This is a genomic window from Streptomyces sp. 6-11-2 (assembly GCF_006540305.1).
Classification (GTDB): Bacteria; Actinomycetota; Actinomycetes; order Streptomycetales; family Streptomycetaceae; genus Streptomyces.
In genome coordinates, this window is record NZ_BJOR01000001.1 from 2,821,816 (window position 1) to 2,843,956 (window position 22,141).

Below are 22,141 nucleotides of genomic sequence, written 5' to 3' on the forward strand. Positions count from 1 at the left end.
AGAAGCAGGATACCCATGGCGCCCTGGAACGGTCAAAACGGTGTGCGACCGCGGGTCCCGGCGGTTCCGGCACCTCGTTCCCGGCCGCTCGACGGCCGGCACCGGCCGGCGGCGTGTCGCTTTGTACCGGCGTGCACCTAAGGCCCCGGGAGGGCCGGCGGTGGGCGCGCGGAGGGCCCTCGGACCCCGTCTAAGATGCGCCCCATGAGTTATGGGCAGGGGGGCTCGCAGTCCCAGTGGGATCCCTGGAAACCGAATTCTGAGCAGTCGCGGAGCAGCGGGGGCAGTGACCAGACCCCGGACTGGGCTGCGCTCGCCGAGGCCTCGGAGGCACGGAACAGAAGGCGCCGGCTGCTGTTCGTCGGCGGTGGCCTGCTGGCCACCGTCGGGATCGGCGCGGCCGTCGCCATGGCCGTGGTGTCGGCGAACGGCGACAACAACGCGTCGGGCGGCCCGGCCACCCGGTTGCCGGGCACCGCCGCCCTGCCGAGCGAGTCCGCCACGGGGCCGTCCTTCGCCCCGACCACCGCACCGCCTCCGCTGGACCCGAAGGACTTCATATCCAGCGCGAAGAAGGACACGGCCCCCCTCAGCACGGACACGCTCTTCCCGGGCACCCAGCTGACCATGGGCGAGACCGTGTACAAGAAGGGCCCCACAGACGACGCCAAGAGCTGCGCCACGGCCGCCCAGGGCACGCTCGTCAAGGCCCTCACGGACAACGACTGCACCCGTCTGCTGCGGGTGACCTACAGCCAGGGCGGCGTCGCGGTCACGGTCGGCATCGCGGTTTTCGACACCGAGGCGCAGGCGCTCAAGGCGAAGAGCGAGACGGACAAGAAGAGCATCATCAAGCCGCTGTCCGGCAGCGGCGTCAAGGCCTTCTGCAACGGCGCCGTCTGCCGCTCCACGACCAACTCCTACGGCCGCTACGCCTACTTCACCCTCACCGGCTTCACCAACGGCACGAGCGTGACGAACAAGGACACCGCGGCCTTCCGGGCCGGCGACGACCTCGCCGAGTTCTCCTTCCAGCAGATCCGCCGGCGCGGCGAGACCCAGGCGTCGGCCGCGGCCAACCAGTAGCCGGCCGCCCGCCGTGGCGCGGCGGGCGGCACACGGGGGACCGGCGGACCGCCGCTCAGCAGCAGCCGGCCGCCGGCAGGGACCGCTTGTTGCGCGCCTCCCGGCTGCGCGCGGCGAGCAGCTCGTCGGCCGGGTAACCGACCTCCTCCAGGGTCAGCCCGTGCGGCCGCACGACGTGCACGGCGGAGTCCCGCACGCCCGCCGCCAGCACCTTTCCGGGCCAGTCCGGCGCACGGTGGCCGTCACCGACGAACAGCAGCGCCCCGATGAGCGAGCGCACCATGTTGTGGCAGAACGCGTCGGCCCGGACGGTGGCCGTGATGATGCCGTCGCCGCCGCGTTCGAGGCTCAGCTCCTGGAGCGTGCGGATGGTGGTCGCGCCCTCGCGCCTCTTGCAGTAGGCGGCGAAGTCGTGCTCGCCCAGCAGCCGCCGCGCGGCCTCGTTCATGGCCTCGACGTCGAGGGGCCAGTCGTGCCACAGGACGTGGCCCCGCAGCAGCGGGTCGACACCGCCGGGGTTGTCGGTGACGCGGTAGGCGTACCGGCGCCAGACGGCCGAGAACCGGGCGTTGAAGCCGCTGGGCGCGGGCCGCAGCGCCCACACCCGCACATCCCTGGGGAGCCGCCCGGCGAGTCGCTTGAGCAGCTTCTCGTGGTGCTCGCGCCAGACACGCTCGGGCAGGTCCACGTGCGCCACCTGGCCCCGCGCGTGCACCCCGGCGTCGGTCCGTCCGGCCACGGTCAGCTCGTACGTCTCCACGGACCGCGTGACCGTGCGCAGCGCGTCCTCGATCTCCCCCTGCACGGTCCGCCTGCCGCCGGCCTGCTTGGCCCAGCCGTGGAAGGCGGTGCCGTCGTAGGACAGGTCGAGACGGACGCGGACATGACCGGGCTGTACTTCGTCACTCACGTGCAGATCCTCTCAGGGCGGATCCCTCGGAAAAAAACGTGAAAGCGGGCCCGCCCCGAAGGGCGGACCCGCTTCCGGCGTCAGGCAGAGCCTCAGGCGTCCTTCGACTCCTCGGCGGCGGCCTCCTCGGCCGGGGCCTCGGTGGTCTCCTGAGCCTTGGCCTCCTCGGCCTCCTTGACCGCACGCTTGGTGGCGGCCTCGGCCTCACCCACGGCGTTCTGCTGCACCGTCAGCGCCTCGACCAGCTCGATCACGGCCATGGGCGCGTTGTCGCCACGGCGGTTGCCGATCTTGGTGATGCGGGTGTAGCCACCCGGACGGTTCTCGTAACGCGGGCCGATCTCGGTGAAGAGCGTGTGGACGATGCTCTTGTCCGTGATGACCTGGAGCACCTGGCGGCGGTTGTGAAGGTCGCCCTTCTTCGCCTTGGTGACCAGACGCTCGGCGTACGGGCGCAGGCGGCGGGCCTTCGCCTCGGTGGTGGTGATGCGGCCGTGCTCGAACAGCGCCTTCGCGAGGTTCGCGAGGAGCAGCTTCTCGTGCGCGGCGCTGCCGCCCAGACGGGCACCCTTGGCGGGCTTCGGCATGGTTCTTCTCCTAGTTGTCTGCCCCGGCCGTATCAGGTACCGGGGTCAGTATCCGAGCGAGCGGTCGCCCGTCGGAGATCCAGATGCTCCCGAAGGGGCATCTGGAAGGGATGCGGGGCCGCTACATTATGCGGCTCCGCCGTGCGGGCGCGGCCGGCCACAGCCGGCCCGCAGTCACAGTACGGCCTCCTCGCGGAGCGCTCAGTACTGCTCGGTCTCGACGAAACCGGCGTCCGCGTCGTCGTCGGCGCCGAACGCGTCCGCCGCGGCGGTCGGGTCGAATCCGGGCGGGCTGTCCTTCAGGGCCAGGCCCATGCCGGCCAGCTTCGCCTTGACCTCGTCGATGGACTTCGCACCGAAGTTGCGGATGTCCAGCAGGTCGGCCTCGGAGCGCGCCAGGAGCTCACCCACCGAGTGGACGCCCTCACGCTTGAGGCAGTTGTAGGAGCGGACCGTGAGCTCCAGCTCCTCGATCGGCAGCGCCATGTCGGCGGCCAGGGCGGCGTCCGTCGGGGACGGGCCCATGTCGATGCCCTCGGCGTCGATGTTCAGCTCGCGGGCCAGACCGAACAGCTCCACCAGGGTCTTGCCGGCGGACGCCAGGGCGTCACGCGGACGCATGGCCTGCTTGGTCTCGACGTCGACGATCAGCTTGTCGAAGTCGGTGCGCTGCTCGACACGCGTGGCCTCGACCTTGTACGTGACCTTCAGCACCGGCGAGTAGATCGAGTCGACCGGGATACGGCCGATCTCCTGACCCACCTGCTTGTTCTGCACGGCGGAGACGTAGCCGCGACCGCGCTCGACGGTCAGCTCCATCTCCAGCTTGCCCTTGCCGTTGAGCGTGGCGAGGACCAGATCGGGGTTGTGCACCTCGACACCGGCGGGCGGCGCGATGTCGGCGGCGGTGACCAGACCCGGGCCCTGCTTGCGCAGGTACATCACGACCGGCTCGTCGTGCTCCGAGGAGACGACCAGCTGCTTGATGTTGAGGATCAGGTCGGTGACGTCCTCCTTGACGCCCGGCACGGTGGTGAACTCGTGCAGGACGCCGTCGACGCGGATGCTGGTGACAGCAGCGCCGGGAATCGACGACAGGAGGGTGCGGCGGAGAGAGTTGCCGAGGGTGTAGCCGAAGCCCGGCTCCAGCGGCTCGATCACGAACCGGGAGCGGAACTCGTCGACGACCTCTTCGGTCAACGAGGGTCGCTGAGCGATCAGCATGTGTGGATCAGATCCTTCAGTCGTGGGCGCCCGCTATATGACGCCCGACAGGGCCGCACCAGAAAAATGGTGCGGGTACTGCAAGGGTACGGGCGGCACGGCCCAAAAGGGCCGTACCGCCCGGAAACCGGCGTGAAGCAGCCGTGCTCAGACGCGGCGGCGCTTCGGCGGGCGGCAGCCGTTGTGCGGGGTCGGGGTGACGTCCTGGATGGAGCCGACCTCGAGACCGGTGGCCTGCAGGGAGCGGATCGCGGTCTCACGGCCGGAGCCCGGACCCTTGACGAACACGTCGACCTTGCGCATGCCGTGCTCCTGGGCGCGGCGGGCGGCCGACTCGGCGGCCATCTGCGCGGCGAACGGCGTGGACTTCCGGGAGCCCTTGAAGCCGACGTGGCCGGCGGAGGCCCAGGAGATCACGTTGCCGGACGGGTCGGTGATCGAAACGATGGTGTTGTTGAACGTGCTCTTGATGTGCGCGTGGCCGTGAGCGACGTTCTTCTTTTCCTTGCGGCGCACCTTCTTGGCAGCGCCCTGACGTCCCTTGGGGGGCATGTCGAAAACTCCTACGGGAGGTGGTCGGTCCTACAGCGAAGACCGCTGGACGGCGAGTGTCGCTGCGGACTACTTCTTGCCCGGCTTCTTCTTGCCGGCGATGGCGCGACGCGGGCCCTTGCGGGTGCGGGCGTTGGTGCTGGTGCGCTGACCGCGGACGGGCAGACCGCGGCGGTGACGCAGACCCTGGTAGCAGCCGATCTCGACCTTGCGGCGGATGTCGGCCTGGATCTCGCGACGGAGGTCACCCTCGGTCTTGATGTTGTTGTCGACGTACTCGCGGATCGCGACGAGCTGCTCCTCGGAGAGGTCGCGAACGCGGGTGTTCGGGTCGACGTCGGTGGCGGCCAGCGTCTGCTGGGAGAGGGTCCGGCCGATGCCGAACACGTAGGTGAGGGCGACCTCCACGCGCTTTTCGCGCGGGATGTCAACACCGGAAACGCGTGCCATTCAATGGCTCCAGTTGATCTTCGGAGGTCTTCCGCAGGACCGATTCCCGGCCGCCGTACCAGGTACGAACCGGGTCCCCGGCCTCCGAACCGGGGGTGTCGAGCCGCGCTGCGACTCGGGTCCTGCGTATGAACATATTCAGCTCGCGTCGCGCGAATCTCTGCGATAGGAGTGCAGAGGGTGCGGTCGGTTGTGCGTCAGCCCTGGCGCTGCTTGTGGCGCGGGTTGTCGCAGATGACCATGACCCGGCCGTGACGGCGGATCACCCTGCACTTGTCGCAGATCTTCTTGACGCTCGGCTTGACCTTCATGGGATGTGAGGTTCTCCGGGTCAGTTGCCGGCGGCCCCCCGATGGAACGTGGGACCTGGGCAAGATCTACTTGTACCGGTAGACGATCCGGCCACGCGTGAGGTCGTACGGAGAAAGCTCCACCACGACCCGGTCGTCAGGGAGGATGCGGATGTAGTGCATGCGCATCTTGCCGCTGATGTGTGCCAGGACCTGGTGGCCGTTCTGGAGCTCGACCCTGAACATGGCGTTCGGCAGAGACTCGACGACAGTGCCCTCGATCTCGATGGCACCTTGCTTCTTGGCCACGCTTTGCCCTTCGAATCGACTACCTTGATCGACTCCATGTCCCGCATGCGGACATGCGAATACATGAGAGCCGACGAGACAGTCTACGTCAGCCCTCTGCGAAAGACGAATCGAGAAAGTCTGCCCCAGCTTCGAGATCATCATGCGGCCGGGTCCGACCCGGACCGGCGGCCGTAAGGCGGGCGGGGCCTTTTCAGGCCAGCGGGTCCGGCGCGGCCGTGATGCCGTACTCGGCCAGCTTCGCCTTGCCGCCGTCCGGGGCCGTCAGGACCAGGGGACCCTGTTCGGTCAGGGCCACCGAGTGCTCCCAGTGGGAGGACCAGGTGCCGTCCGTGGTGATGACCGTCCAGTCGTCCTCGAGGACGTGGGTCTTCGGGGTGCCCAGGGAGACCATGGGCTCGATGGCCAGGCAGAAGCCGGGGACCAGCTTCGGGCCCTTGCCGCGCCGCCGGTCGACGTAGTTGAGCAGGTGCGGGTCCATGTGCATCTCGGTGCCGATGCCGTGGCCGCCGTAGTCCTCGATGATCCCGTAGCGACCGCCGCCCGGCTTCGGCTGGCGGCGGATGTACGTCTCGACGGCCCGGGAGATGTCGACCAGCCGGTTGCCCTGCTTCATGGCAGCGATGCCGGCCCACATCGACTCCTCGGTCACCCGGGAGAGCTCGACCAGCTCCGGGGAGTGACCGGAGCCGACGAACGCGGTGAAGGCCGCGTCGCCGTGCCAGCCGTCGATGATCGCGCCGCAGTCGATGGAGATGACGTCCCCGTCCTTGAGGACGACGTCGTCGGACGGGATGCCGTGGACGACGACCTCGTTCACGGAGGTGCAGATCGTCGCGGGGAAGCCGCCGTAGCCGAGGAAGTTGGGCTTGGCGTTGTGCTCGGCGAGCACCTTGCGGGCCACCTGGTCCAGGTCCTTGGTGGTCGCCCCGGGCACGGCCGCCTCCCGGGTGGCCGCGTGGATGGCGGCCACGACCAGCCCCGCCGCACGCATCTTGGCGATCTGCTCGGGGGACTTGATCTGCACCATGGGGACTACGGCCTTTCTGGGACCGGAAGGAAGAGGAACGCCTTCGACAAGGACGGACGCGTTCAACAATACGGGGAAGCGGAACCGGGCCCGTCCAGCATGCGGGAACAAGGCCGTGCAGGCCGGTGCGGGCGTCCGGGGACGCGACCGCACCGGGGACGACCGCACCGGCGCCGTGCACACGTCGGCCGCGGTCCCCAGGGGGAACCGCGGCCGAGCAGCGCGGCTAGTCGCGCTTCAGCGCCTCCAGCGCGCGCTGCGTGATCTCGTCCACCGGGCCGAGCGAGGAGATCGTCACGACCAGGCCCTGCGCCCGGTAGTAGTCGATGATCGGCTCGGTCTGCGTGTGGTAGACCTCCAGCCGCTTGCGCACGGTCTCCTCGGAGTCGTCGTCCCGCTGGTACAGCTCACCGCCGCAGACGTCGCAGACGCCTTCCTTCTTCGGCGGGCTGTACGTCTCGTGGAAGACGTGCGCCGAGTCGTTGCAACAGGTGCGGCGACCCGCGATGCGCTTGACGACCTCGCCCTCGGGGACCTCGAGGTCGAGGACCGCGTCCAGCTTCATGCCCTCGCCCTGGAGCAGCTTGTCCAGCGCCTCGGCCTGCGACACATTGCGCGGGAAACCGTCCAGCAGGAAGCCGCCCTCGGCGTCGGGCTGCTCCATGCGGTCCTTGGCCATCGCGATGGTGACCTCGTCGGGCACCAGGTTTCCGGCGTCCATGTAGGACTTCGCGAGCTTGCCGAGCTCCGTCTGCCGACTGATGTTGGCGCGGAACAGGTCACCGGTGGAGATGTGCGGAATGCTCAGCTTCCCGGCCAGGCGCGTGGCCTGTGTTCCTTTGCCGGCACCCGGCGGTCCGACGAGGACGATTCGCATCAGCGGAGGAACCCTTCATAATTGCGCTGCTGGAGCTGGCTCTCGATCTGCTTCACCGTCTCGAGTCCGACACCCACGATGATGAGGATGCTGGTCCCGCCGAAGGGGAAGTTCTGGTTCGCCCCGAAGCCGACCAACGCCATTGTCGGTACGAGAGCGATCAGGCCCAGATACAGCGAACCCGGCCAGGTGATCCGGTTGAGCACGTACGAAAGGTACTCAGCGGTCGGTCGGCCAGCCCGGATGCCCGGGATGAAGCCACCATACTTCTTCATGTTGTCGGCGACTTCTTCGGGGTTGAAGGAGATCGCCACATAGAAGAAGGCGAAGAACACGATGAGCAGGAAGTACATCGTGATGTAGATCGGGTGGTCGCCCTTGGTCAGGTTCTGCTGAACCCAGGTCTTCCATCCGGAGTTACCCCCGGAGAACTGGGCGATGAGCGCCGGAATGTAGAGCAGCGACGACGCGAAGATGACGGGGATCACGCCCGCCTGGTTGACCTTCAACGGGATGTACGTCGACGTACCACCGTAGGAACGGCGGCCGATCATGCGCTTGGCGTACTGCACCGGAATTCGCCGCTGTGCCTGTTCGACGAAGACAACCAGGCCGACCATGACCAGGCCGACGAGGATGACGGTGCCGAATTCGATCCAGCCCTCGGCGAGCTTGCCCTGCTTCTTGATGGCCCACAGAGCGGACGGGAAAGTGGCGGCGATCGAGATGAACATCAGGATCGACATGCCGTTGCCGATACCGCGGTCGGTGATGAGCTCACCGAGCCACATGACCGTGGCCGTGCCGGCGGTCATGACGATCACCATGACGATCGTGTTGAAGATCGCCTGGTTCGGGACGATGTTCCCGGCCGCCGAGCACCCGGAGAACAGGGCGCCGCTGCGGGCGGTGGCCACCAGGCCGGTGCCCTGGAGGATGGCCAGCGCGACCGTCAGGTAACGGGTGTACTGGGTGATCTTCGCGGTGCCGGACTGGCCCTCCTTCTTGAGGGCCTCCAACCGCGGGATCACCACGGTCAGCAGCTGAAGGATGATGCTCGCCGTGATGTACGGCATGATGCCCAGCGCGAAGATCGTGATCTGCAGCAGCGCACCGCCGCTGAACATGTTCACGAGGCCGAAGAGACCCTGGTTGCCCGAGGCCTCGCTGACACACTGCTGAACGGCCTTGTAGTTGACACCCGGGATCGGAATGTGGGTACCGACGCGGTACACCACGATGATGCCGAGCGTGAAGAGCAGCTTCTTGCGCAGGTCGGGCGTCCTGAACGCCCGGGCGAAGCCGGTGAGCACGGTGCCTCCTGCGACCCCGCGCAAGTGCGTCAGGGTGACGGTGGTGAGGTTCGACGATAAATAACGGTGCAGGCCACCTTACCGGCGATACTGCCTCCCGTGGAACGACCAACCGGGGATACCTCATTGTGAGGTACCCCCGGTCGGGACCGCTTTACGTCATCGGGCTCAGACGAGCTCGGTGACAGAACCGCCGGCGGCGGTGATCTTCTCCTTGGCGGAGCCGGAGACGGCGTCCACCGTCACCTGCAGCGCCACGGAGACCTCGCCCTGGCCGAGGACCTTGACGAGGCTGTTCTTGCGAACGGCACCCTTGGCCACCAGGTCCTCGACCGTGACCTCGCCACCCTCGGGGTAGAGCGCGGCCAGCTTGTCGAGGTTCACGACCTGGAACTCGGTCTTGAACGGGTTCTTGAAGCCCTTCAGCTTCGGGAGGCGCATGTGGAGCGGCATCTGGCCGCCCTCGAAGCTCTCCGGAACCTGGTAGCGGGCCTTGGTGCCCTTGGTACCACGACCGGCCGTCTTACCCTTCGACGCCTCACCACGACCGACACGGGTCTTGGCGGTCTTGGCGCCCGGGGCGGGACGGAGGTTGTGGATCTTCAGCGGGTTCTGCTCCGCCATGATCAGTCGACCTCCTCGACCGTCACGAGGTGGCGGACGGTGTGCACCATGCCGCGGAACTCGGGGCGGTCCTCCTTGACGACCACGTCACCCAGGCGCTTCAGGCCCAGGGTACGCAGGGTGTCACGGTGGTTCTGCTTGCTGCCGATGTAGGACTTCGTCTGCGTGATCTTGAGCTGCGCCATCACGCACCCGCCCCTGCACGCGCACGCAGCAGAGCCGCGGGAGCGACGTCCTCGAGCGGCAGACCACGGCGGGCCGCGACCTCCTCGGGGCGCTGCAGGCCCTTCAGGGCCTGCACGGTCGCGTGCACGATGTTGATCTGGTTGTCGGAGCCGAGCGACTTCGACAGGATGTCGTGGATACCGGCGCACTCGAGCACGGCGCGCACCGGGCCACCGGCGATAACGCCGGTACCGGGGGACGCGGGCTTGAGCAGCACGACGCCGGCAGCCTTCTCACCCTGGATCGGGTGCGGGATGGTGCCCTGGATCCGGGGGACCTTGAAGAAGTGCTTCTTGGCCTCCTCAACGCCCTTGGCGATGGCGGCCGGCACCTCCTTGGCCTTGCCGTATCCGACACCCACGGTGCCGTCACCGTCGCCCACCACGACCAGCGCGGTGAAGCTGAAGCGACGACCACCCTTCACAACCTTGGCGACGCGGTTGATCGCGACAACGCGCTCAACGTACGCGGTCTTCTCGGCGGCAGCTGCGCCGCCGTCACGGCCCTTCCGGTCCCGCCGCTCGCCGCCACCGGCACCGCCACCGCGGCGCTGGGGTCCAGCCATTGGAATTACCTCTCTCTGTTTCCGCTAGCTCGGAACCGGCTCAGAACTTCAGGCCGGCTTCGCGGGCGGCGTCCGCCAGGGCGGCGATGCGCCCGGCGTACTGGTTGCCACCACGGTCGAACACGACAGCCTCGACACCGGCGGCCTTGGCACGCTCGGCGACCAGGGCGCCGACCTGCTTGGCCTGCGCCGACTTGTCGCCCTCGCCACCGCGGACCGACGTGTCCAGCGTGGACGCCGACGCCAGGGTGTGGCCCTTGAGGTCGTCGATCACCTGCGCCACGATGTGGCGGTTCGAGCGGGTCACGACCAGACGGGGACGCTCCGCCGTACCGGAGATCCGCTTGCGGATCCGGATGTGACGGCGCTTGATCGCGGCGCGCTTGTAGGCGTCGCCCTTGAGGATCTTCTGCCCGTATGCCATGGCTTACTTACCCGCCTTTCCGACCTTGCGGCGGATGACTTCGCCCTCGTACTTGACGCCCTTGGCCTTGTACGGGTCGGGCTTGCGCAGCTTGCGGATGTTGGCCGCAACCTCGCCGACCTTCTGCTTGTCGATGCCCTCGACCTGGAAGCGGGTCGGGGTCTCCACCTTGAAGGTGATGCCCTCGGGCGCCTCGATGGTGATCGGGTGGCTGTAGCCGAGCGCGAACTCCAGGTTCGAACCCTTGGCCGTCACGCGGTAACCGACACCGCTGATCTCGAGCTTCTTCACGTAACCCTGGGTCACGCCGGTGATCATGTTCGCCACCAGCGTGCGGGACAGGCCGTGCAGGGCCTTGTTCTGACGCTCGTCGTTGGGGCGGGTCACCTGCAGGGTGCCGTCCTCGCCCTTGGCGATCTCGATCGGCGCCACGACGGTGTGGGTCAGCGTGCCCTTGGGGCCCTTGACCGCGACCGTACGGCCGTCGATGGTGACGTCCACGCCGGCGGGAACCGCGATGGGGAGCTTGCCGATGCGCGACATAGCTGTTTCCTCCGTTCCCTTCCGCTACCAGACGTAGGCGAGGACTTCCCCACCCACGCCCTTCTTGCCGGCCTGCTTGTCGGTGAGGAGCCCGTGGGACGTGGAGATGATCGCCACGCCGAGGCCGCCGAGCACCTTCGGCAGGTTGGTGGACTTCGCGTACACCCGGAGACCGGGCTTGGAGATCCGCTTGATGCCCGCGATGGAGCGCTCACGGTTGGGGCCGAACTTCAGCTCCAGGACGAGGTTCTTGCCGACCTCGGCGTCCTCGACCTTCCAGCCCGTGATGAAGCCCTCCTGCTGGAGGATCTCCGCGATGTGCGACTTGATCTTCGAGTGCGGCATCGACACGCTGTCGTGGTATGCCGAGTTCGCGTTCCGCAGACGCGTAAGCATGTCTGCGATCGGATCAGTCATGGTCATGAATTGGCCTTCGGCCTCTCTCGCCGGGGTTTCCTGGTGCGCCATCCCTCTCCCCGATCCGAGACGGGACGGGTGCGGCGCGGTGGACCTACGGCGTAGTAAGTCGTAAGGGCGCGGCAGGCGCCCAACCCCACAAGCCTACGGCATGTGAGGTGGGCCTCCTGCCGACCCCAGTTGCTTACCGAGAGTCCTGGTTCAACCCAAGTGGGTTGTTACCAGGAGCTCTTGGTCACGCCCGGCAGCTCGCCACGGTGAGCCATCTCACGAAGGCACACACGGCACAGGCCGAACTTGCGGTACACGGAGTGCGGACGGCCGCAGCGCTGGCAGCGGGTGTAGCCACGCACACCGAACTTGGGCTTGCGAGCAGCCTTGGCAATCAGAGCCTTCTTCGCCATCTCGCTCACGCCTCCTTGAACGGGAAGCCGAGGTGACGAAGGAGCGCACGGCCCTCAGCGTCGTTGGTCGCCGTGGTGACCACGGTGATGTCCATGCCCCGGGTACGGTCGATCTTGTCCTGGTCGATCTCGTGGAACATGACCTGCTCCGTGAGACCGAAGGTGTAGTTGCCACGGCCGTCGAACTGCTTGGGAGACAGGCCACGGAAGTCGCGGATGCGCGGCAGCGCGAGCGACAGGGTGCGGTCCAGGAACTCCCACATGCGGTCGCCACGGAGCGTGACGTGAGCACCGATCGGCTGGCCCTCACGCAGCTTGAACTGCGCGATGGACTTGCGGGCCTTGGTGACCTGCGGCTTCTGGCCGGTGATCGTGGTGAGGTCGCGGATGGCGCCCTCGATCAGCTTCGAGTCACGGGCGGCGTCGCCGACACCCATGTTGACCACGATCTTGACGAGACCGGGAATCTGCATGACGTTCTCGTACTTGAACTCGTCACGCATCTTGCCCGCGATCTCCTCGCGGTACTTCTGCTTCAGACGCGGAGTGGTGGTGGTAGCCATCAGATGTCCTCACCCGTCCGCTTGGCAACGCGGATCTTGTTGCCTTCGTCGTCGAAGCGGTAACCGACACGCGTGACGACCTTCTGGCCGTCCTTCTCCACGACGAGCTGAACGTTGCTCACGTGGATCGGGGCCTCGGTGGTCACGATGCCGCCGGCCTGCGAACCGCGAGCGGTCGGGCCGGCCTTGGTGTGCTTCTTGACCCGGTTGACACCCTCGACCAGGACCCGGTCCTCGCGGGGGTAGGCCGCGATGACCTTGCCCTGCTTGCCCTTGTCCTTACCGGTGATGACCTGGACCAGGTCGCCCTTCTTGATCTTCATGCTTACAGCACCTCCGGCGCGAGCGAGATGATCTTCATGAACTTCTTCTCGCGCAGCTCACGGCCGACCGGGCCGAAGATACGGGTGCCACGAGGGTCGCCGTCGTTCTTCAGAATGACGGCGGCGTTCTCGTCGAAGCGGATGTACGAGCCGTCCGGACGGCGGCGCTCCTTGACGGTGCGAACGATGACCGCCTTGACGACGTCACCCTTCTTCACGTTGCCACCGGGGATCGCGTCCTTGACGGTGGCGACGATGACGTCACCGATGCCCGCGTAGCGGCGACCGGAGCCACCGAGCACACGGATGCAAAGGATCTCCTTCGCACCAGTGTTGTCGGCGACACGCAGTCGCGACTCCTGCTGGATCACGTCTATCTCCTGATTGTCTGCCGGTTCCCGGCGAGGTCCGTAAGTGACTTGCGGACCTCGCCGAGCCTGGCGGAACCGTCCTGCGGGTAGCTCCCGCAGGAAATTACTTGTACCTCTGGAGGCGGAAACCCGCGCCGGGGACTTCGCCGGTTCCGGGCCGGTGCCCGGGGGCGGAGCCCCCAGCGGGGGTCAGCGGGGGCGGTGCCCCCGCTTCTTACTTCGCCTTCTCGAGGATCTCGACGACGCGCCAGCGCTTCGTCGCGGACAGCGGCCGGGTCTCCATCAGGAGGACGCGGTCGCCGATACCCGCGGCGTTCTGCTCGTCGTGCGCCTTGAGCTTCTCGGTACGGCGGATGACCTTGCCGTACAGCGCGTGCTTGACACGGTCCTCGACGGCGACGACGACGGTCTTGTCCATCTTGTCGCTGACGACGAGACCCTCACGGGTCTTGCGGAAGCCGCGCGCCTCTGCGTTCTCAGTCACGTTCTTCTCGCTCATCAGGCGTTCTCCACCGTTTCGATGCCCAGCTCACGCTCGCGCATCAGGGTGTAGATCCGCGCGATGTCCTTGCGGACCGCCTTGAGACGGCCGTGGTTCTCGAGCTGCCCGGTCGCCGCCTGGAAACGGAGGTTGAACAGCTCTTCCTTGGCCTCGCGGAGCTTGCCCAGAAGCTCCTCGTTGCCCAGCTCGCGCAGCTCGGACGTCTTGGTACCGGCCGACATCACGCTTCACCTGCCTCGCGCTTGACGATCCGGCACTTCATCGGCAGCTTGTGGGCCGCACGGGTCAGCGCCTCACGGGCGATCTTCTCGTTCGGGTAGGACAGCTCGAACATCACCCGGCCGGGCTTGACGTTCGCGATCCACCACTCCGGCGAACCCTTACCGGAACCCATGCGGGTCTCGGCGGGCTTCTTGGTCAGCGGACGGTCCGGGTAGATGTTGATCCAGACCTTGCCGCCACGCTTGATGTGGCGGGTCATCGCGATACGAGCCGCCTCGATCTGGCGGTTCGTCACGTAGGCCGGGGTCAGCGCCTGGATGCCGTACTCGCCGAACGCAACCTGCGTTCCACCCTTGGACATACCGTTGCGCTTCGGGTGGTGCTGCTTGCGGTGCTTGACCCTACGGGGGATCAGCATTTCGGTCAGGCCTCCGTTCCGGTGCTCTCAGCCGGAGCGGCAGCGGCCGGAGCGTCGGCCTTGGGGGCCTCGGCGGCCGGAGCCGACTGCTGCTGCGGCTTGCGACCGCGCCGCTCGCCACCGCGGCCACCACGGGCCGGGCGGTCGGCGCCACCACGGGCCGGGCGGTTGCCCGCACGGGCGGCGGCGTTCTCGGCGCGGACCTCGGCGATGTTCTTGACGTCGCCCTTGTAGATCCAGACCTTCACACCGATGCGGCCGAAGGTCGTCTTGGCCTCGAAGAAGCCGTAGTCCACGTTCGCGCGGAGCGTGTGCAGGGGCACACGGCCCTCGCGGTAGAACTCCGAGCGGGACATCTCGGCGCCGCCGAGGCGGCCACCGCACTGGATCTTGATGCCCTTGGCGCCGGCCTTCATCGCCGACTGCATGCTCTTGCGCATGGCACGGCGGAAGGAGACGCGGGAGGAGAGCTGCTCGGCAACGGCCTGGGCCACCAGCTGAGCATCCGTCTCGGGGTTCTTGACCTCGAGGATGTTCAGCTGGACCTGCTTGCCCGTGAGCTTCTCGAGGTCGCCGCGGATGCGGTCGGCCTCGGCGCCACGGCGGCCGATGACGATGCCCGGACGCGCGGTGTGGATGTCCACGCGGACACGGTCACGGGTGCGCTCGATCTCCACCTTGGAGATGCCGGCGCGCTCCATGCCGGACGTCATCATCCGACGGATGGCGACGTCTTCCTTGACGTAGTCCTTGTACAGCTTGTCGGCGTACCAACGCGACTTGAAGTCGGTCGTGACACCGAGCCGGAACCCATGCGGGTTTACCTTCTGGCCCATTACCGGGTTCCTTCCTTGCTGCTGACGACCACGGTGATGTGGCTGGTCCGCTTGCGGATCCGGTAGGCACGGCCCTGGGCACGCGGACGGAACCGCTTCAGGGTCGGGCCCTCGTCGACGTACGCCTCGGCGATGAACAGCGAGTCGACGTCGGAGTGGTCGTAGTTGTGCGCGGCGTTGGCGATGGCGCTGTCGAGCACCTTGCCAACCGGAACCGAGGCAGCCTGCGGAGCGAATCGCAGGACGGCCTGGGCCTCCGTGGCGTCCATGCCACGGATGAGGTCCACCACGCGGCGGGCCTTCATGGGCGTGACGCGGATGTACCGCGCCTGGGCCCTGGCTTCCATGGTTGTCCCTTCAGTTACTTACGTGTCTGAATGCGATCCGCTTTAGCGGCGCTTCGACTTCCGGTCATCCTTGACGTGACCCCGGAAGGTGCGCGTCGGCGAGAACTCGCCGAGCTTGTGGCCGACCATCGACTCGGTGACGAACACCGGGATGTGGGTCTTGCCGTTGTGCACCGCCAGCGTGTGGCCCAGCATGGCCGGGATGATCATCGAGCGGCGGGACCAGGTCTTGATGACGTTCTTGGTGCCGGCTTCGTTCTGGGCGTCCACCTTCTTGATCAGGTGGTCGTCGACGAAGGGCCCCTTCTTCAGGCTACGAGGCATCTCAACCCGTCCTTAGCGCTTCTTGTTCGTCTTGCGGCGGCGGACGATGTACTTGTTCGACGCCTTCTTGGGCGAACGAGTACGGCCTTCCTTCTTGCCCCACGGGGACACCGGGTGGCGGCCACCGGAGGTCCGGCCCTCACCACCACCGTGCGGGTGGTCCACCGGGTTCATGACCACACCACGGACGGACGGGCGGACGCCCAGCCACCGCTTGCGGCCGGCCTTGCCCCAGTTGATGTTGCTCTGCTCGGCGTTGCCGACCTCGCCGACCGTGGCGCGGCAGCGCTGGTCGACCAGGCGGATCTCACCGGAGGGCATGCGGAGGTGGGCCATCGAGCCCTCCTTCGCGAGCAGCTGCACGGAGGCACCGGCGGAGCGGGCGAACTTGGCACCGCCACCGGGACGGAGCTCGATCGCGTGGATCGTGGTACCGACCGGGATGTTGCGGAGCGCCAGGTTGTTGCCCGGCTTGATGTCGGCCGCGGGGCCGTTCTCGACGCGGTCGCCCTGCGACAGGCCGCGCGGCGCGAGGATGTAGCGCTTCTCGCCGTCGGCGTAGTGCAGCAGCGCGATGCGCGCGGTGCGGTTGGGGTCGTACTCGATGTGCGCGACCTTCGCCGGCACGCCGTCCTTGTCGTGACGACGGAAGTCGATCACGCGGTAGGCGCGCTTGTGTCCGCCACCCTGGTGGCGAACGGTCACACGACCGGAATTGTTACGGCCGCCCTTGCTGTGCAGAGGACGGACCAGCGACTTCTCCGGCGTGGACCGCGTGACCTCGACGAAGTCGGCGACGCTGGCGCCACGACGGCCCGGCGTAGTCGGCTTGTACTTGCGGATTCCCATTTCTCAGTCCTCGTCCGATATCGGACGATCCGGACCGCCCTCAGGCGGTCGGACCGCCGAAGATGTCGATACGGTCGCCCTCGGCGAGGGTCACGATCGCTCGCTTGGTGGCGGCACGCTGACCGAAGCCGGTCTTGGTCCGCTTGCGCTTGCCCTGGCGGTTGATCGTGTTGACCCCGGTGACCTTGACGTCGAAGACCGCCTGGACGGCCTGCTTGATCTGGGTCTTGTTGGCGTTCGGGTCGACGATGAACGTGTACTTGTTCTCGTCGAGGAGCGCGTAGCTCTTCTCCGAGACGACCGGCTTCAGCAGGACGTCACGGAGGTCCGTGTACGACTTGCTCAGCGGGGTCTCGACGGTGTTCTTGCCCTCGGTGGCGTGGCGACGCGCCTTGGCGACGCGCGCGGCCTTGGCGGCCTTGGCGGCCTTCGAGGCGATAGCGGGGTGACGGATGGCCATCAGACCTCGCTCCCTTCGGTGTCGTTGGCCTGCGGGCCGGCGACGAAGGACTCGAAAGCGGCCTTGGTGAAGACCACGTCGTCCGAGACGAGAACGTCGTACGTGTTCAGCTGGCCCGGCTCCAGGATGTGGACCTGGGGCAGGTTGCGGGCGGACAGCCACGCGGCCTCGTCGGCGCGGTCGACGACCAGGAGCAGGTTCTTGCGCTCCGAGATCTTGCCGAACAGCGTCCGGGCGGCCTTGGTGGAGGCGGCCTCACCCTCGACCACGCCGGAGACGACGTGGATGCGGTTGTGGCGGGCCCGGTCGGTGAGGGCGTGGCGCAGGGCCGCGGCCTTCATCTTCTTCGGGGTCCGCTGGGAGTAGTCACGCGGCTGCGGGCCGTGGACGACGCCACCACCGGCGAACTGCGGCGCGCGGGTCGAACCCTGACGGGCGCGACCGGTGCCCTTCTGGCGGTACGGCTTCTTGCCACCGCCGCGGACCTCGCCACGGGTCTTGGTCTTGTGCGTGCCCTGACGGGCCGCGGCCAGCTGCGCGACGACGACCTGGTGGATCAGCGGGACGCTGACCTTCTCAACGCCGAAGATCTCCGCGGGGAGCTCGACGGTACCGGCCTTCTCGCCCGCCGGCGAAAGGATGTCAACAGTGCTCATCGGTTACCTCAGGCCCCCTTGGCCGCGGTGCGGACCAGGACGAGGCCGCCGTTCGGACCGGGAACCGCGCCCTTGATGAGCAGCAGACCCTTCTCCGCGTCAACGGCGTGGACGGTCAGGTTCTGGGTGGTGACCCGCTCGTTGCCCATGCGACCCGCCATGCGGAGGCCCTTGAACACACGACCCGGCGTGGCGCAGCCGCCGATGGAACCGGGCGAGCGGTGCTTGCGCTGGGTGCCGTGCCCGGCGCCGAGGCCACGGAAGTTGTGGCGCTTCATGACGCCGGCGAAGCCCTTGCCCTTGCTCTTGCCGGTGACGTCGACCTTCACGCCGGCCTCGAACACCTCAGCGGTGATCTGCTGGCCGAGGGTGTACTCGGCGGCGTCCGCGGTGCGGATCTCGACGAGGTGACGACGGGGGGTGACGTCGGCCTTCGCGAAGTGGCCCTTGAGGGGCTTGTTCACCTTGCGCGGGTCGATCTCGCCGAAGGCGATCTGGACCGACTCGTAGCCGTCGACGTCGTTCGTACGAACCTGGGTGACGACGTTGGGGCCGGCCTTGACGACGGTCACCGGGACGACACGGTTGTTCTCGTCCCAGACCTGCGTCATGCCGAGCTTCTCGCCCAGGATTCCCTTGATCTGCTTGGTCATCTCTCAGATCACCGGCCTCAGAGCTTGATCTCGATGTCGACACCGGCCGGGAGGTCGAGTCGCATCAGAGAGTCAACGGTCTTGGGGGTCGGGTCGAGGATGTCGATCAGGCGCTTGTGCGTGCGCATCTCGAAGTGCTCGCGCGAGTCCTTGTACTTGTGCGGCGACTTGATGACGCAGTACACGTTCTTCTCAGTGGGCAGCGGCACCGGGCCCGCGACCGACGCACCAGTACGGGTCACCGTCTCGACGATCTTCTTCGCCGACGAATCGATGACCTCGTGGTCGTAGGCCTTGAGCCGGATGCGGATCTTCTGTCCCGCCATGGCTACTCCGTAGTCCTGTCTCTTTATACGCTCCGGAACCCGATGTCCCCTCGACCTTCTCCGACCCACGCGGTCGGGCGTGTCGCGCTCCCGCTGACATGGATGCCCCTTGTTCGAACATCCTTCGGGATTGCACACGGCCCTACCGGTACCGCGAGCCGGGGGCGAAGGCCCACCGGGTGCCTGGCCGATGTCGCACCCACGCTTCCCGGAAGATTCCCGTACGTCCGCCCCAGCGCTGCCATGAGGCAGTTAGGGCGACGAGTACCGTGGGACTCGCTTCCAGTCCTCCCGGCGGGAGGCGCGCGGCATCAACGCTCGACCGAGCAACTCGGACAGTCTGCCACAGTGGGCGGGGGCCTGGCCAATCGAGCCGGGGATATTACCCCGCAGGTGACGCAGGTCAAACCAGCGGCCGCCCGGCGGCGTGGTCGGCGATCACAGGGCTGGGGCCGGGCGGCGACGGAACACACGCACACCGACACGAGGGGGACAGGGTGACGGCAGCCGACGTGAAGGGCACCGGGGAGCCGGCAGGTGCCGGCGGGACGCCGAGGGGCGGCGGGGCCGAGGGGGTGCTCCGGGACGCCGAGCGCATGGAGAAGTGGTCGATCGCCTGGGTGATGGTCGCGCTGGCGATGTGGGGCGTCCTCGTGGTCCTGATGGTCTCCTCGTACGGCCCCGACGCCTCCCCCTGGGACTCCACCAGCGACCCGCGCTGCGAGGGGCCGCTGCTCGCCCCCTTCCAGCCCAACAGCTCCGTCTGCCGCAGCGAACTGCGCCAGTGGCCGGCCCTCCTCGGCTTCCTGGCCCTGGCCGTCGTCCCGACGATCGTCGCGGCGGCGGTCACCGTCTACGCCAAGCTGCTGTCCCGCCTGGCCACGGCGCTCTGCGGGACGCACCGTTGAGGCGTCGGCTCTCCACGGCGTACGTCAATCCGGAGCACGAGGACCCGGCCGCGGCCGGGGAAGCCCTGCGGGAGCCGAGCACCGTCCTGGACGAGGCCATGAAGGCGGTGCGTTCCTGAGCCGGGCCTGGGGGTATGCCTTCGGGGCGGAGGAGGCCGCCTGCCTCCGACCGCCTCGGGCCGGGCCGGCAGGGAGCCCGGTCTGCCGTCGTCGTCAGTTGGCGGAGCCGGTCATGGTGGCGAGGATCTCGCGGACCGCGTCGAGGGTGATGCCAGGGTGGAGGAAGGCGAAGCGGGCCACCGTCTCGCCTTCCCAGACGGTGGGCGTCACGAAGGCGATCTGACGTTCCAGCAGCTCCTTCGACCAGGCGTAGTAGTCGTCCTGGGTCCAGCCGGTGCGGCGGAACACGACGACGGAGAGCTCCGGGTCGCGGATCAGTTCGAGGCCGTCGGCGGCGCGTATCAGGCCGGCCGACTCCAGGGCGATGCGGCGGGTCGCGTCGACGGCGTCACGATAGGCGTCGGTGCCGTTGACGGCCAGGGAGAACCAAAGCGGCAGGCCGCGGGGGCGCCGGGTGAGGTGGTAGGCGTAGTCGCTGGGGTTCCACTCCTGCGGAGCGTCGGTGTGGATGCAGTCCAGGTAGGAGGCGTCCTGGGTGTGCACGGCGCGGGCCAGGGCGGGGTCTCTGTAGAGGAGGGCGCCGCAGTCGAAGGGCGCGTACATCCACTTGTGCGGGTCGACGACCAGGGAGTCGGCGTGCTCGATGCCGGCGAACTTCTCGCGGAGCTCCTGGGAGAACAGCGCGCCGCCGCCGTAGGCCGCGTCGATGTGGAACCAGAGGCCGTACTCACGGGCGACCTCGGCGATGCCGGTGAGGTCGTCGATGATGCCGGCGTTGGTGGTGCCGGCCGTGGCGACGACGGCGATGACGTCCTCGGGGGACGGGTCGGCGGCGAGAGCGGCGCGCACGGCCTCTCCGGTGAGGCGGTGGTCGTCGACCGGGACGACCAGGGCCTCCACGCCGATGATGCGCAGGGTGTTGCCGATCGAGGAGTGCGCCTGGGAGCTGACCGCGATCCGGGGGCGGGCCACCGGGTCGCCGGTGGCGGTGCGGGCGGTGTCGCGGGCGACGACGAGGCCGGAGAGGTTGCCCGCCGAGCCGCCGCTCACGAAGCAGCCGCCCGCATGGGCGGGCAGGCCGGCGAGGTCGGCGAGCAGCCTGAGCACCTGGTTCTCGGCGGCGATGGCGCCCGAGGCCTCCAGCCAGGACACGCCGTGCAGGGAGGAGGCCGACAGCACCATGTCGAACAGGGCGGCGGCCTTGGTGGGGGCGCCGGGGATGAAGGAGAGGAAGCGCGGGCTGTCGCAGGAGACCACGGTGGGCTCGATGTGCTCGGCGTACAGGCGCAGCACGTCGTCGGCGGCCACGGGGCCGCTGCCGATGGCCTCCTTGAGGGCGGTCTCGAGTTCCGCGGCGTCGCCGAGTCTGCCCAGCGGCACCGGGTCGAGGGCCAGGCGGTGCTGGACGTGGCCGATGACCACCTTGGTGAGCGCTTCGTCATGGCTGTGCACGGTGCCTCCGAGGGAACGCCAACAGTAATGGATCCCATCGGATCCATTACTGAAGCTAAGCCTGCACCGTACTCCGGGTCAACACGCGCTCGGTTGTCCGCCCAGTCGGCCGTGCGGTCAGCCGTCGCCCTCCTCGTAGTGCGTCAGGAGGGCCAGGAACTGGTCGCGGGAGTCCGCCAGATGCTCGCGCATACGGGCCTCGGCCGCCTCGGCGTCCCCGGCCAGGACCGCCAGCGCGATGGCACGGTGCTCGTCCCGGAAGACCTGGGCCAGGTCCTGGCCGCCCCGGTAGACCACGGACCAGTCCGAGTCCAGCCACAGCGAATTGGCCCGGACGAACATCTCCGTGCGGGCCCGCTCGACCGCCTCGCACAGCACCTCGTTGCCCCCGGCGGCGGCGATGGCCAGATGGAAGCGCGAGTCGACCCGGTGATAGGCCCCGAGGTCGGCGACCTCCTCGTCGAGCATCCGCACCAGCGCGCGGCGGTCGGCGGTGGAGCCGCGCAGCGCGGCGAAGGAGGCCGCGGCCGGCTCGATCGTCTGCCGGTACTCCATGTAGTCACGGATGGTCGCGCGGAAGTCCGCGGCGACGGCCGCCCGCTCCTGGACCGCGGCGGACGACGCGGCGGGTCGTACTCTGGTGCCACCGGAGCGTCCGTGGGTGGTGACCACCAGACCCTCTTCGGCAAGCTGCCGCACGGCCTGGCGCACGGTGTTGCGCCCCACGCCGAGGGCGGTGGCGAGGTCGCGTTCGGTGGGCATCCTGCTGCCGGGTTCGAAGCCGCCGAGCGCGATGCGCTTGCGCAGGATGTCGGTGACCACCTCCCAGGACGGAGGCCGCTGGGTCTGCTCGGCGAGCACCGGCTGCCCCGCCCGGGTCTCCTTGGCCATCGCGCCAACTCCGTCCTCGGGTAAATGCCCGTTCAAAGAAATGGAATCGACTCAGACCCTATTGACACCCCTTGGCGGCGACAATAGCGT

At 68.0% G+C, this 22,141-nt stretch carries 36 protein-coding genes; 3 read left to right on the forward strand and 33 right to left on the reverse strand.

Annotation, left to right across the window (positions count from 1 at the left end):
* The first annotated feature begins 204 nt into the window (after window positions 1-204).
* Entirely contained in the window at window positions 205-1,086 is an 882-nt protein-coding gene (locus tag TNCT6_RS11945; RefSeq protein ID WP_141359355.1) for a hypothetical protein, read from the forward strand.
* Window positions 1,087-1,141: 55 nt separating this feature from the next.
* On the opposite strand, the gene truA is transcribed toward TNCT6_RS11945, so the two are convergent.
* The 31 genes from truA to rpsJ form a co-directional block, all read right to left on the reverse strand.
* Entirely contained in the window at window positions 1,142-1,996 is an 855-nt protein-coding gene (truA, locus tag TNCT6_RS11950) for a tRNA pseudouridine(38-40) synthase TruA (protein WP_141359357.1), read from the reverse strand.
* Between the two features lie 92 nt (window positions 1,997-2,088).
* On the reverse strand, window positions 2,089-2,583 hold the full coding sequence (gene rplQ / locus TNCT6_RS11955) for a 50S ribosomal protein L17 (RefSeq protein ID WP_100569758.1): 495 nt from the start codon (window positions 2,581-2,583) through the stop codon (window positions 2,089-2,091).
* A 201-nt stretch (window positions 2,584-2,784) separates the two neighbouring features.
* A complete protein-coding gene (locus TNCT6_RS11960) occupies window positions 2,785-3,807 on the reverse strand; it encodes a DNA-directed RNA polymerase subunit alpha (protein WP_141359359.1) in 1,023 nt (340 codons plus the stop codon).
* A 147-nt stretch (window positions 3,808-3,954) separates the two neighbouring features.
* Window positions 3,955-4,359: a 30S ribosomal protein S11 gene (gene rpsK, locus TNCT6_RS11965; RefSeq protein ID WP_003956432.1), complete on the reverse strand. Its 405-nt coding sequence runs from the start codon at window positions 4,357-4,359 to the stop codon at window positions 3,955-3,957.
* A 69-nt stretch (window positions 4,360-4,428) separates the two neighbouring features.
* Window positions 4,429-4,809 (reverse strand): 30S ribosomal protein S13, encoded by a 381-nt coding sequence (rpsM, locus tag TNCT6_RS11970; protein ID WP_141359361.1) that lies wholly within the window; start codon window positions 4,807-4,809, stop codon window positions 4,429-4,431.
* A 197-nt stretch (window positions 4,810-5,006) separates the two neighbouring features.
* Complete coding sequence (gene rpmJ, locus TNCT6_RS11975) at window positions 5,007-5,120, reverse strand: 50S ribosomal protein L36 (RefSeq protein WP_003974245.1); 114 nt, start codon at window positions 5,118-5,120, stop codon at window positions 5,007-5,009.
* Between the two features lie 66 nt (window positions 5,121-5,186).
* On the reverse strand, window positions 5,187-5,408 hold the full coding sequence (gene infA, locus TNCT6_RS11980; protein ID WP_004927214.1) for a translation initiation factor IF-1: 222 nt from the start codon (window positions 5,406-5,408) through the stop codon (window positions 5,187-5,189).
* A 193-nt stretch (window positions 5,409-5,601) separates the two neighbouring features.
* Window positions 5,602-6,438, reverse strand: coding sequence for a type I methionyl aminopeptidase (map, locus tag TNCT6_RS11985; protein WP_141359364.1), 837 nt, complete (start codon window positions 6,436-6,438; stop codon window positions 5,602-5,604).
* Window positions 6,439-6,664: 226 nt separating this feature from the next.
* Complete coding sequence (locus TNCT6_RS11990; protein WP_141359366.1) at window positions 6,665-7,315, reverse strand: adenylate kinase; 651 nt, start codon at window positions 7,313-7,315, stop codon at window positions 6,665-6,667.
* Window positions 7,315-8,628 carry a preprotein translocase subunit SecY gene (secY, locus tag TNCT6_RS11995; RefSeq protein WP_141366356.1) on the reverse strand — a complete coding sequence of 438 codons (1,314 nt, stop codon included), beginning with the start codon at window positions 8,626-8,628 and terminating at the stop codon, window positions 7,315-7,317. Before secY ends, TNCT6_RS11990 begins: the two co-directional genes overlap by 1 nt.
* 168 nt (window positions 8,629-8,796) lie before the next feature.
* Window positions 8,797-9,252, reverse strand: coding sequence for a 50S ribosomal protein L15 (rplO, locus tag TNCT6_RS12000; RefSeq protein ID WP_141359368.1), 456 nt, complete (start codon window positions 9,250-9,252; stop codon window positions 8,797-8,799).
* Between the two features lie 2 nt (window positions 9,253-9,254).
* On the reverse strand, window positions 9,255-9,437 hold the full coding sequence (gene rpmD / locus TNCT6_RS12005; RefSeq protein WP_141359369.1) for a 50S ribosomal protein L30: 183 nt from the start codon (window positions 9,435-9,437) through the stop codon (window positions 9,255-9,257).
* On the reverse strand, window positions 9,437-10,042 hold the full coding sequence (rpsE, locus tag TNCT6_RS12010; protein WP_141359370.1) for a 30S ribosomal protein S5: 606 nt from the start codon (window positions 10,040-10,042) through the stop codon (window positions 9,437-9,439). The genes rpmD and rpsE overlap by 1 nt, the downstream gene beginning before the upstream one ends.
* A gap of 40 nt (window positions 10,043-10,082) precedes the next feature.
* The gene (rplR, locus tag TNCT6_RS12015; RefSeq protein WP_059127182.1) at window positions 10,083-10,466 is read right to left on the reverse strand and encodes a 50S ribosomal protein L18; all 384 of its coding nucleotides are present in this window, start codon (window positions 10,464-10,466) and stop codon (window positions 10,083-10,085) included.
* A 3-nt stretch (window positions 10,467-10,469) separates the two neighbouring features.
* Entirely contained in the window at window positions 10,470-11,009 is a 540-nt protein-coding gene (rplF, locus tag TNCT6_RS12020; protein WP_141359371.1) for a 50S ribosomal protein L6, read from the reverse strand.
* A 24-nt stretch (window positions 11,010-11,033) separates the two neighbouring features.
* A complete protein-coding gene (gene rpsH, locus TNCT6_RS12025; RefSeq protein ID WP_014674378.1) occupies window positions 11,034-11,432 on the reverse strand; it encodes a 30S ribosomal protein S8 in 399 nt (132 codons plus the stop codon).
* A 212-nt stretch (window positions 11,433-11,644) separates the two neighbouring features.
* Complete coding sequence (locus TNCT6_RS12035) at window positions 11,645-11,830, reverse strand: type Z 30S ribosomal protein S14 (RefSeq protein WP_003948630.1); 186 nt, start codon at window positions 11,828-11,830, stop codon at window positions 11,645-11,647.
* Window positions 11,831-11,835: 5 nt separating this feature from the next.
* On the reverse strand, window positions 11,836-12,393 hold the full coding sequence (gene rplE, locus TNCT6_RS12040) for a 50S ribosomal protein L5 (RefSeq protein WP_116148543.1): 558 nt from the start codon (window positions 12,391-12,393) through the stop codon (window positions 11,836-11,838).
* Window positions 12,393-12,716: a 50S ribosomal protein L24 gene (gene rplX / locus TNCT6_RS12045; protein WP_069779212.1), complete on the reverse strand. Its 324-nt coding sequence runs from the start codon at window positions 12,714-12,716 to the stop codon at window positions 12,393-12,395. Before rplX ends, rplE begins: the two co-directional genes overlap by 1 nt.
* A gap of 2 nt (window positions 12,717-12,718) precedes the next feature.
* Window positions 12,719-13,087 (reverse strand): 50S ribosomal protein L14, encoded by a 369-nt coding sequence (gene rplN, locus TNCT6_RS12050; RefSeq protein WP_003998823.1) that lies wholly within the window; start codon window positions 13,085-13,087, stop codon window positions 12,719-12,721.
* A gap of 214 nt (window positions 13,088-13,301) precedes the next feature.
* On the reverse strand, window positions 13,302-13,586 hold the full coding sequence (gene rpsQ, locus TNCT6_RS12055) for a 30S ribosomal protein S17 (protein ID WP_141359372.1): 285 nt from the start codon (window positions 13,584-13,586) through the stop codon (window positions 13,302-13,304).
* Window positions 13,586-13,810 carry a 50S ribosomal protein L29 gene (gene rpmC / locus TNCT6_RS12060; protein WP_141359373.1) on the reverse strand — a complete coding sequence of 75 codons (225 nt, stop codon included), beginning with the start codon at window positions 13,808-13,810 and terminating at the stop codon, window positions 13,586-13,588. Before rpmC ends, rpsQ begins: the two co-directional genes overlap by 1 nt.
* On the reverse strand, window positions 13,810-14,229 hold the full coding sequence (gene rplP, locus TNCT6_RS12065; RefSeq protein ID WP_009190136.1) for a 50S ribosomal protein L16: 420 nt from the start codon (window positions 14,227-14,229) through the stop codon (window positions 13,810-13,812). Before rplP ends, rpmC begins: the two co-directional genes overlap by 1 nt.
* A 5-nt stretch (window positions 14,230-14,234) precedes the next feature.
* On the reverse strand, window positions 14,235-15,065 hold the full coding sequence (gene rpsC, locus TNCT6_RS12070; protein ID WP_100569745.1) for a 30S ribosomal protein S3: 831 nt from the start codon (window positions 15,063-15,065) through the stop codon (window positions 14,235-14,237).
* The gene (gene rplV / locus TNCT6_RS12075; RefSeq protein ID WP_141359374.1) at window positions 15,065-15,412 is read right to left on the reverse strand and encodes a 50S ribosomal protein L22; all 348 of its coding nucleotides are present in this window, start codon (window positions 15,410-15,412) and stop codon (window positions 15,065-15,067) included. The genes rpsC and rplV overlap by 1 nt, the downstream gene beginning before the upstream one ends.
* A gap of 42 nt (window positions 15,413-15,454) precedes the next feature.
* Entirely contained in the window at window positions 15,455-15,736 is a 282-nt protein-coding gene (gene rpsS, locus TNCT6_RS12080) for a 30S ribosomal protein S19 (protein ID WP_018543910.1), read from the reverse strand.
* Window positions 15,737-15,748: 12 nt separating this feature from the next.
* A complete protein-coding gene (gene rplB / locus TNCT6_RS12085) occupies window positions 15,749-16,585 on the reverse strand; it encodes a 50S ribosomal protein L2 (RefSeq protein ID WP_141359375.1) in 837 nt (278 codons plus the stop codon).
* A gap of 40 nt (window positions 16,586-16,625) precedes the next feature.
* Window positions 16,626-17,045 (reverse strand): 50S ribosomal protein L23, encoded by a 420-nt coding sequence (gene rplW, locus TNCT6_RS12090; RefSeq protein WP_141359376.1) that lies wholly within the window; start codon window positions 17,043-17,045, stop codon window positions 16,626-16,628.
* Window positions 17,045-17,701: a 50S ribosomal protein L4 gene (gene rplD, locus TNCT6_RS12095; protein WP_141359377.1), complete on the reverse strand. Its 657-nt coding sequence runs from the start codon at window positions 17,699-17,701 to the stop codon at window positions 17,045-17,047. Before rplD ends, rplW begins: the two co-directional genes overlap by 1 nt.
* 8 nt (window positions 17,702-17,709) lie before the next feature.
* Window positions 17,710-18,354, reverse strand: a complete 645-nt coding sequence (rplC, locus tag TNCT6_RS12100; protein WP_100569740.1) for a 50S ribosomal protein L3 — start codon at window positions 18,352-18,354, stop codon at window positions 17,710-17,712.
* A 17-nt stretch (window positions 18,355-18,371) separates the two neighbouring features.
* Window positions 18,372-18,680: a 30S ribosomal protein S10 gene (gene rpsJ / locus TNCT6_RS12105; RefSeq protein WP_003948644.1), complete on the reverse strand. Its 309-nt coding sequence runs from the start codon at window positions 18,678-18,680 to the stop codon at window positions 18,372-18,374.
* A 497-nt stretch (window positions 18,681-19,177) separates the two neighbouring features.
* Here rpsJ and TNCT6_RS12110 point away from each other — a divergent pair, with 497 nt between their 5' ends.
* Together TNCT6_RS12110 and TNCT6_RS41680 are read left to right on the forward strand one after the other, a co-directional pair.
* Window positions 19,178-19,588 carry a hypothetical protein gene (locus TNCT6_RS12110; RefSeq protein ID WP_141359378.1) on the forward strand — a complete coding sequence of 137 codons (411 nt, stop codon included), beginning with the start codon at window positions 19,178-19,180 and terminating at the stop codon, window positions 19,586-19,588.
* A complete protein-coding gene (locus TNCT6_RS41680) occupies window positions 19,585-19,707 on the forward strand; it encodes a hypothetical protein (protein WP_301184389.1) in 123 nt (40 codons plus the stop codon). Before TNCT6_RS12110 ends, TNCT6_RS41680 begins: the two co-directional genes overlap by 4 nt.
* A 94-nt stretch (window positions 19,708-19,801) precedes the next feature.
* Here the strand turns inward: TNCT6_RS41680 and TNCT6_RS12115 are convergent, their stop codons facing one another.
* Window positions 19,802-21,160, reverse strand: a complete 1,359-nt coding sequence (locus tag TNCT6_RS12115) for an aminotransferase class I/II-fold pyridoxal phosphate-dependent enzyme (protein ID WP_141359379.1) — start codon at window positions 21,158-21,160, stop codon at window positions 19,802-19,804.
* Between the two features lie 117 nt (window positions 21,161-21,277).
* Window positions 21,278-22,051, reverse strand: coding sequence for a FadR/GntR family transcriptional regulator (locus TNCT6_RS12120; RefSeq protein WP_141359380.1), 774 nt, complete (start codon window positions 22,049-22,051; stop codon window positions 21,278-21,280).
* Between the last annotated feature and the right edge of the window lie 90 nt (window positions 22,052-22,141).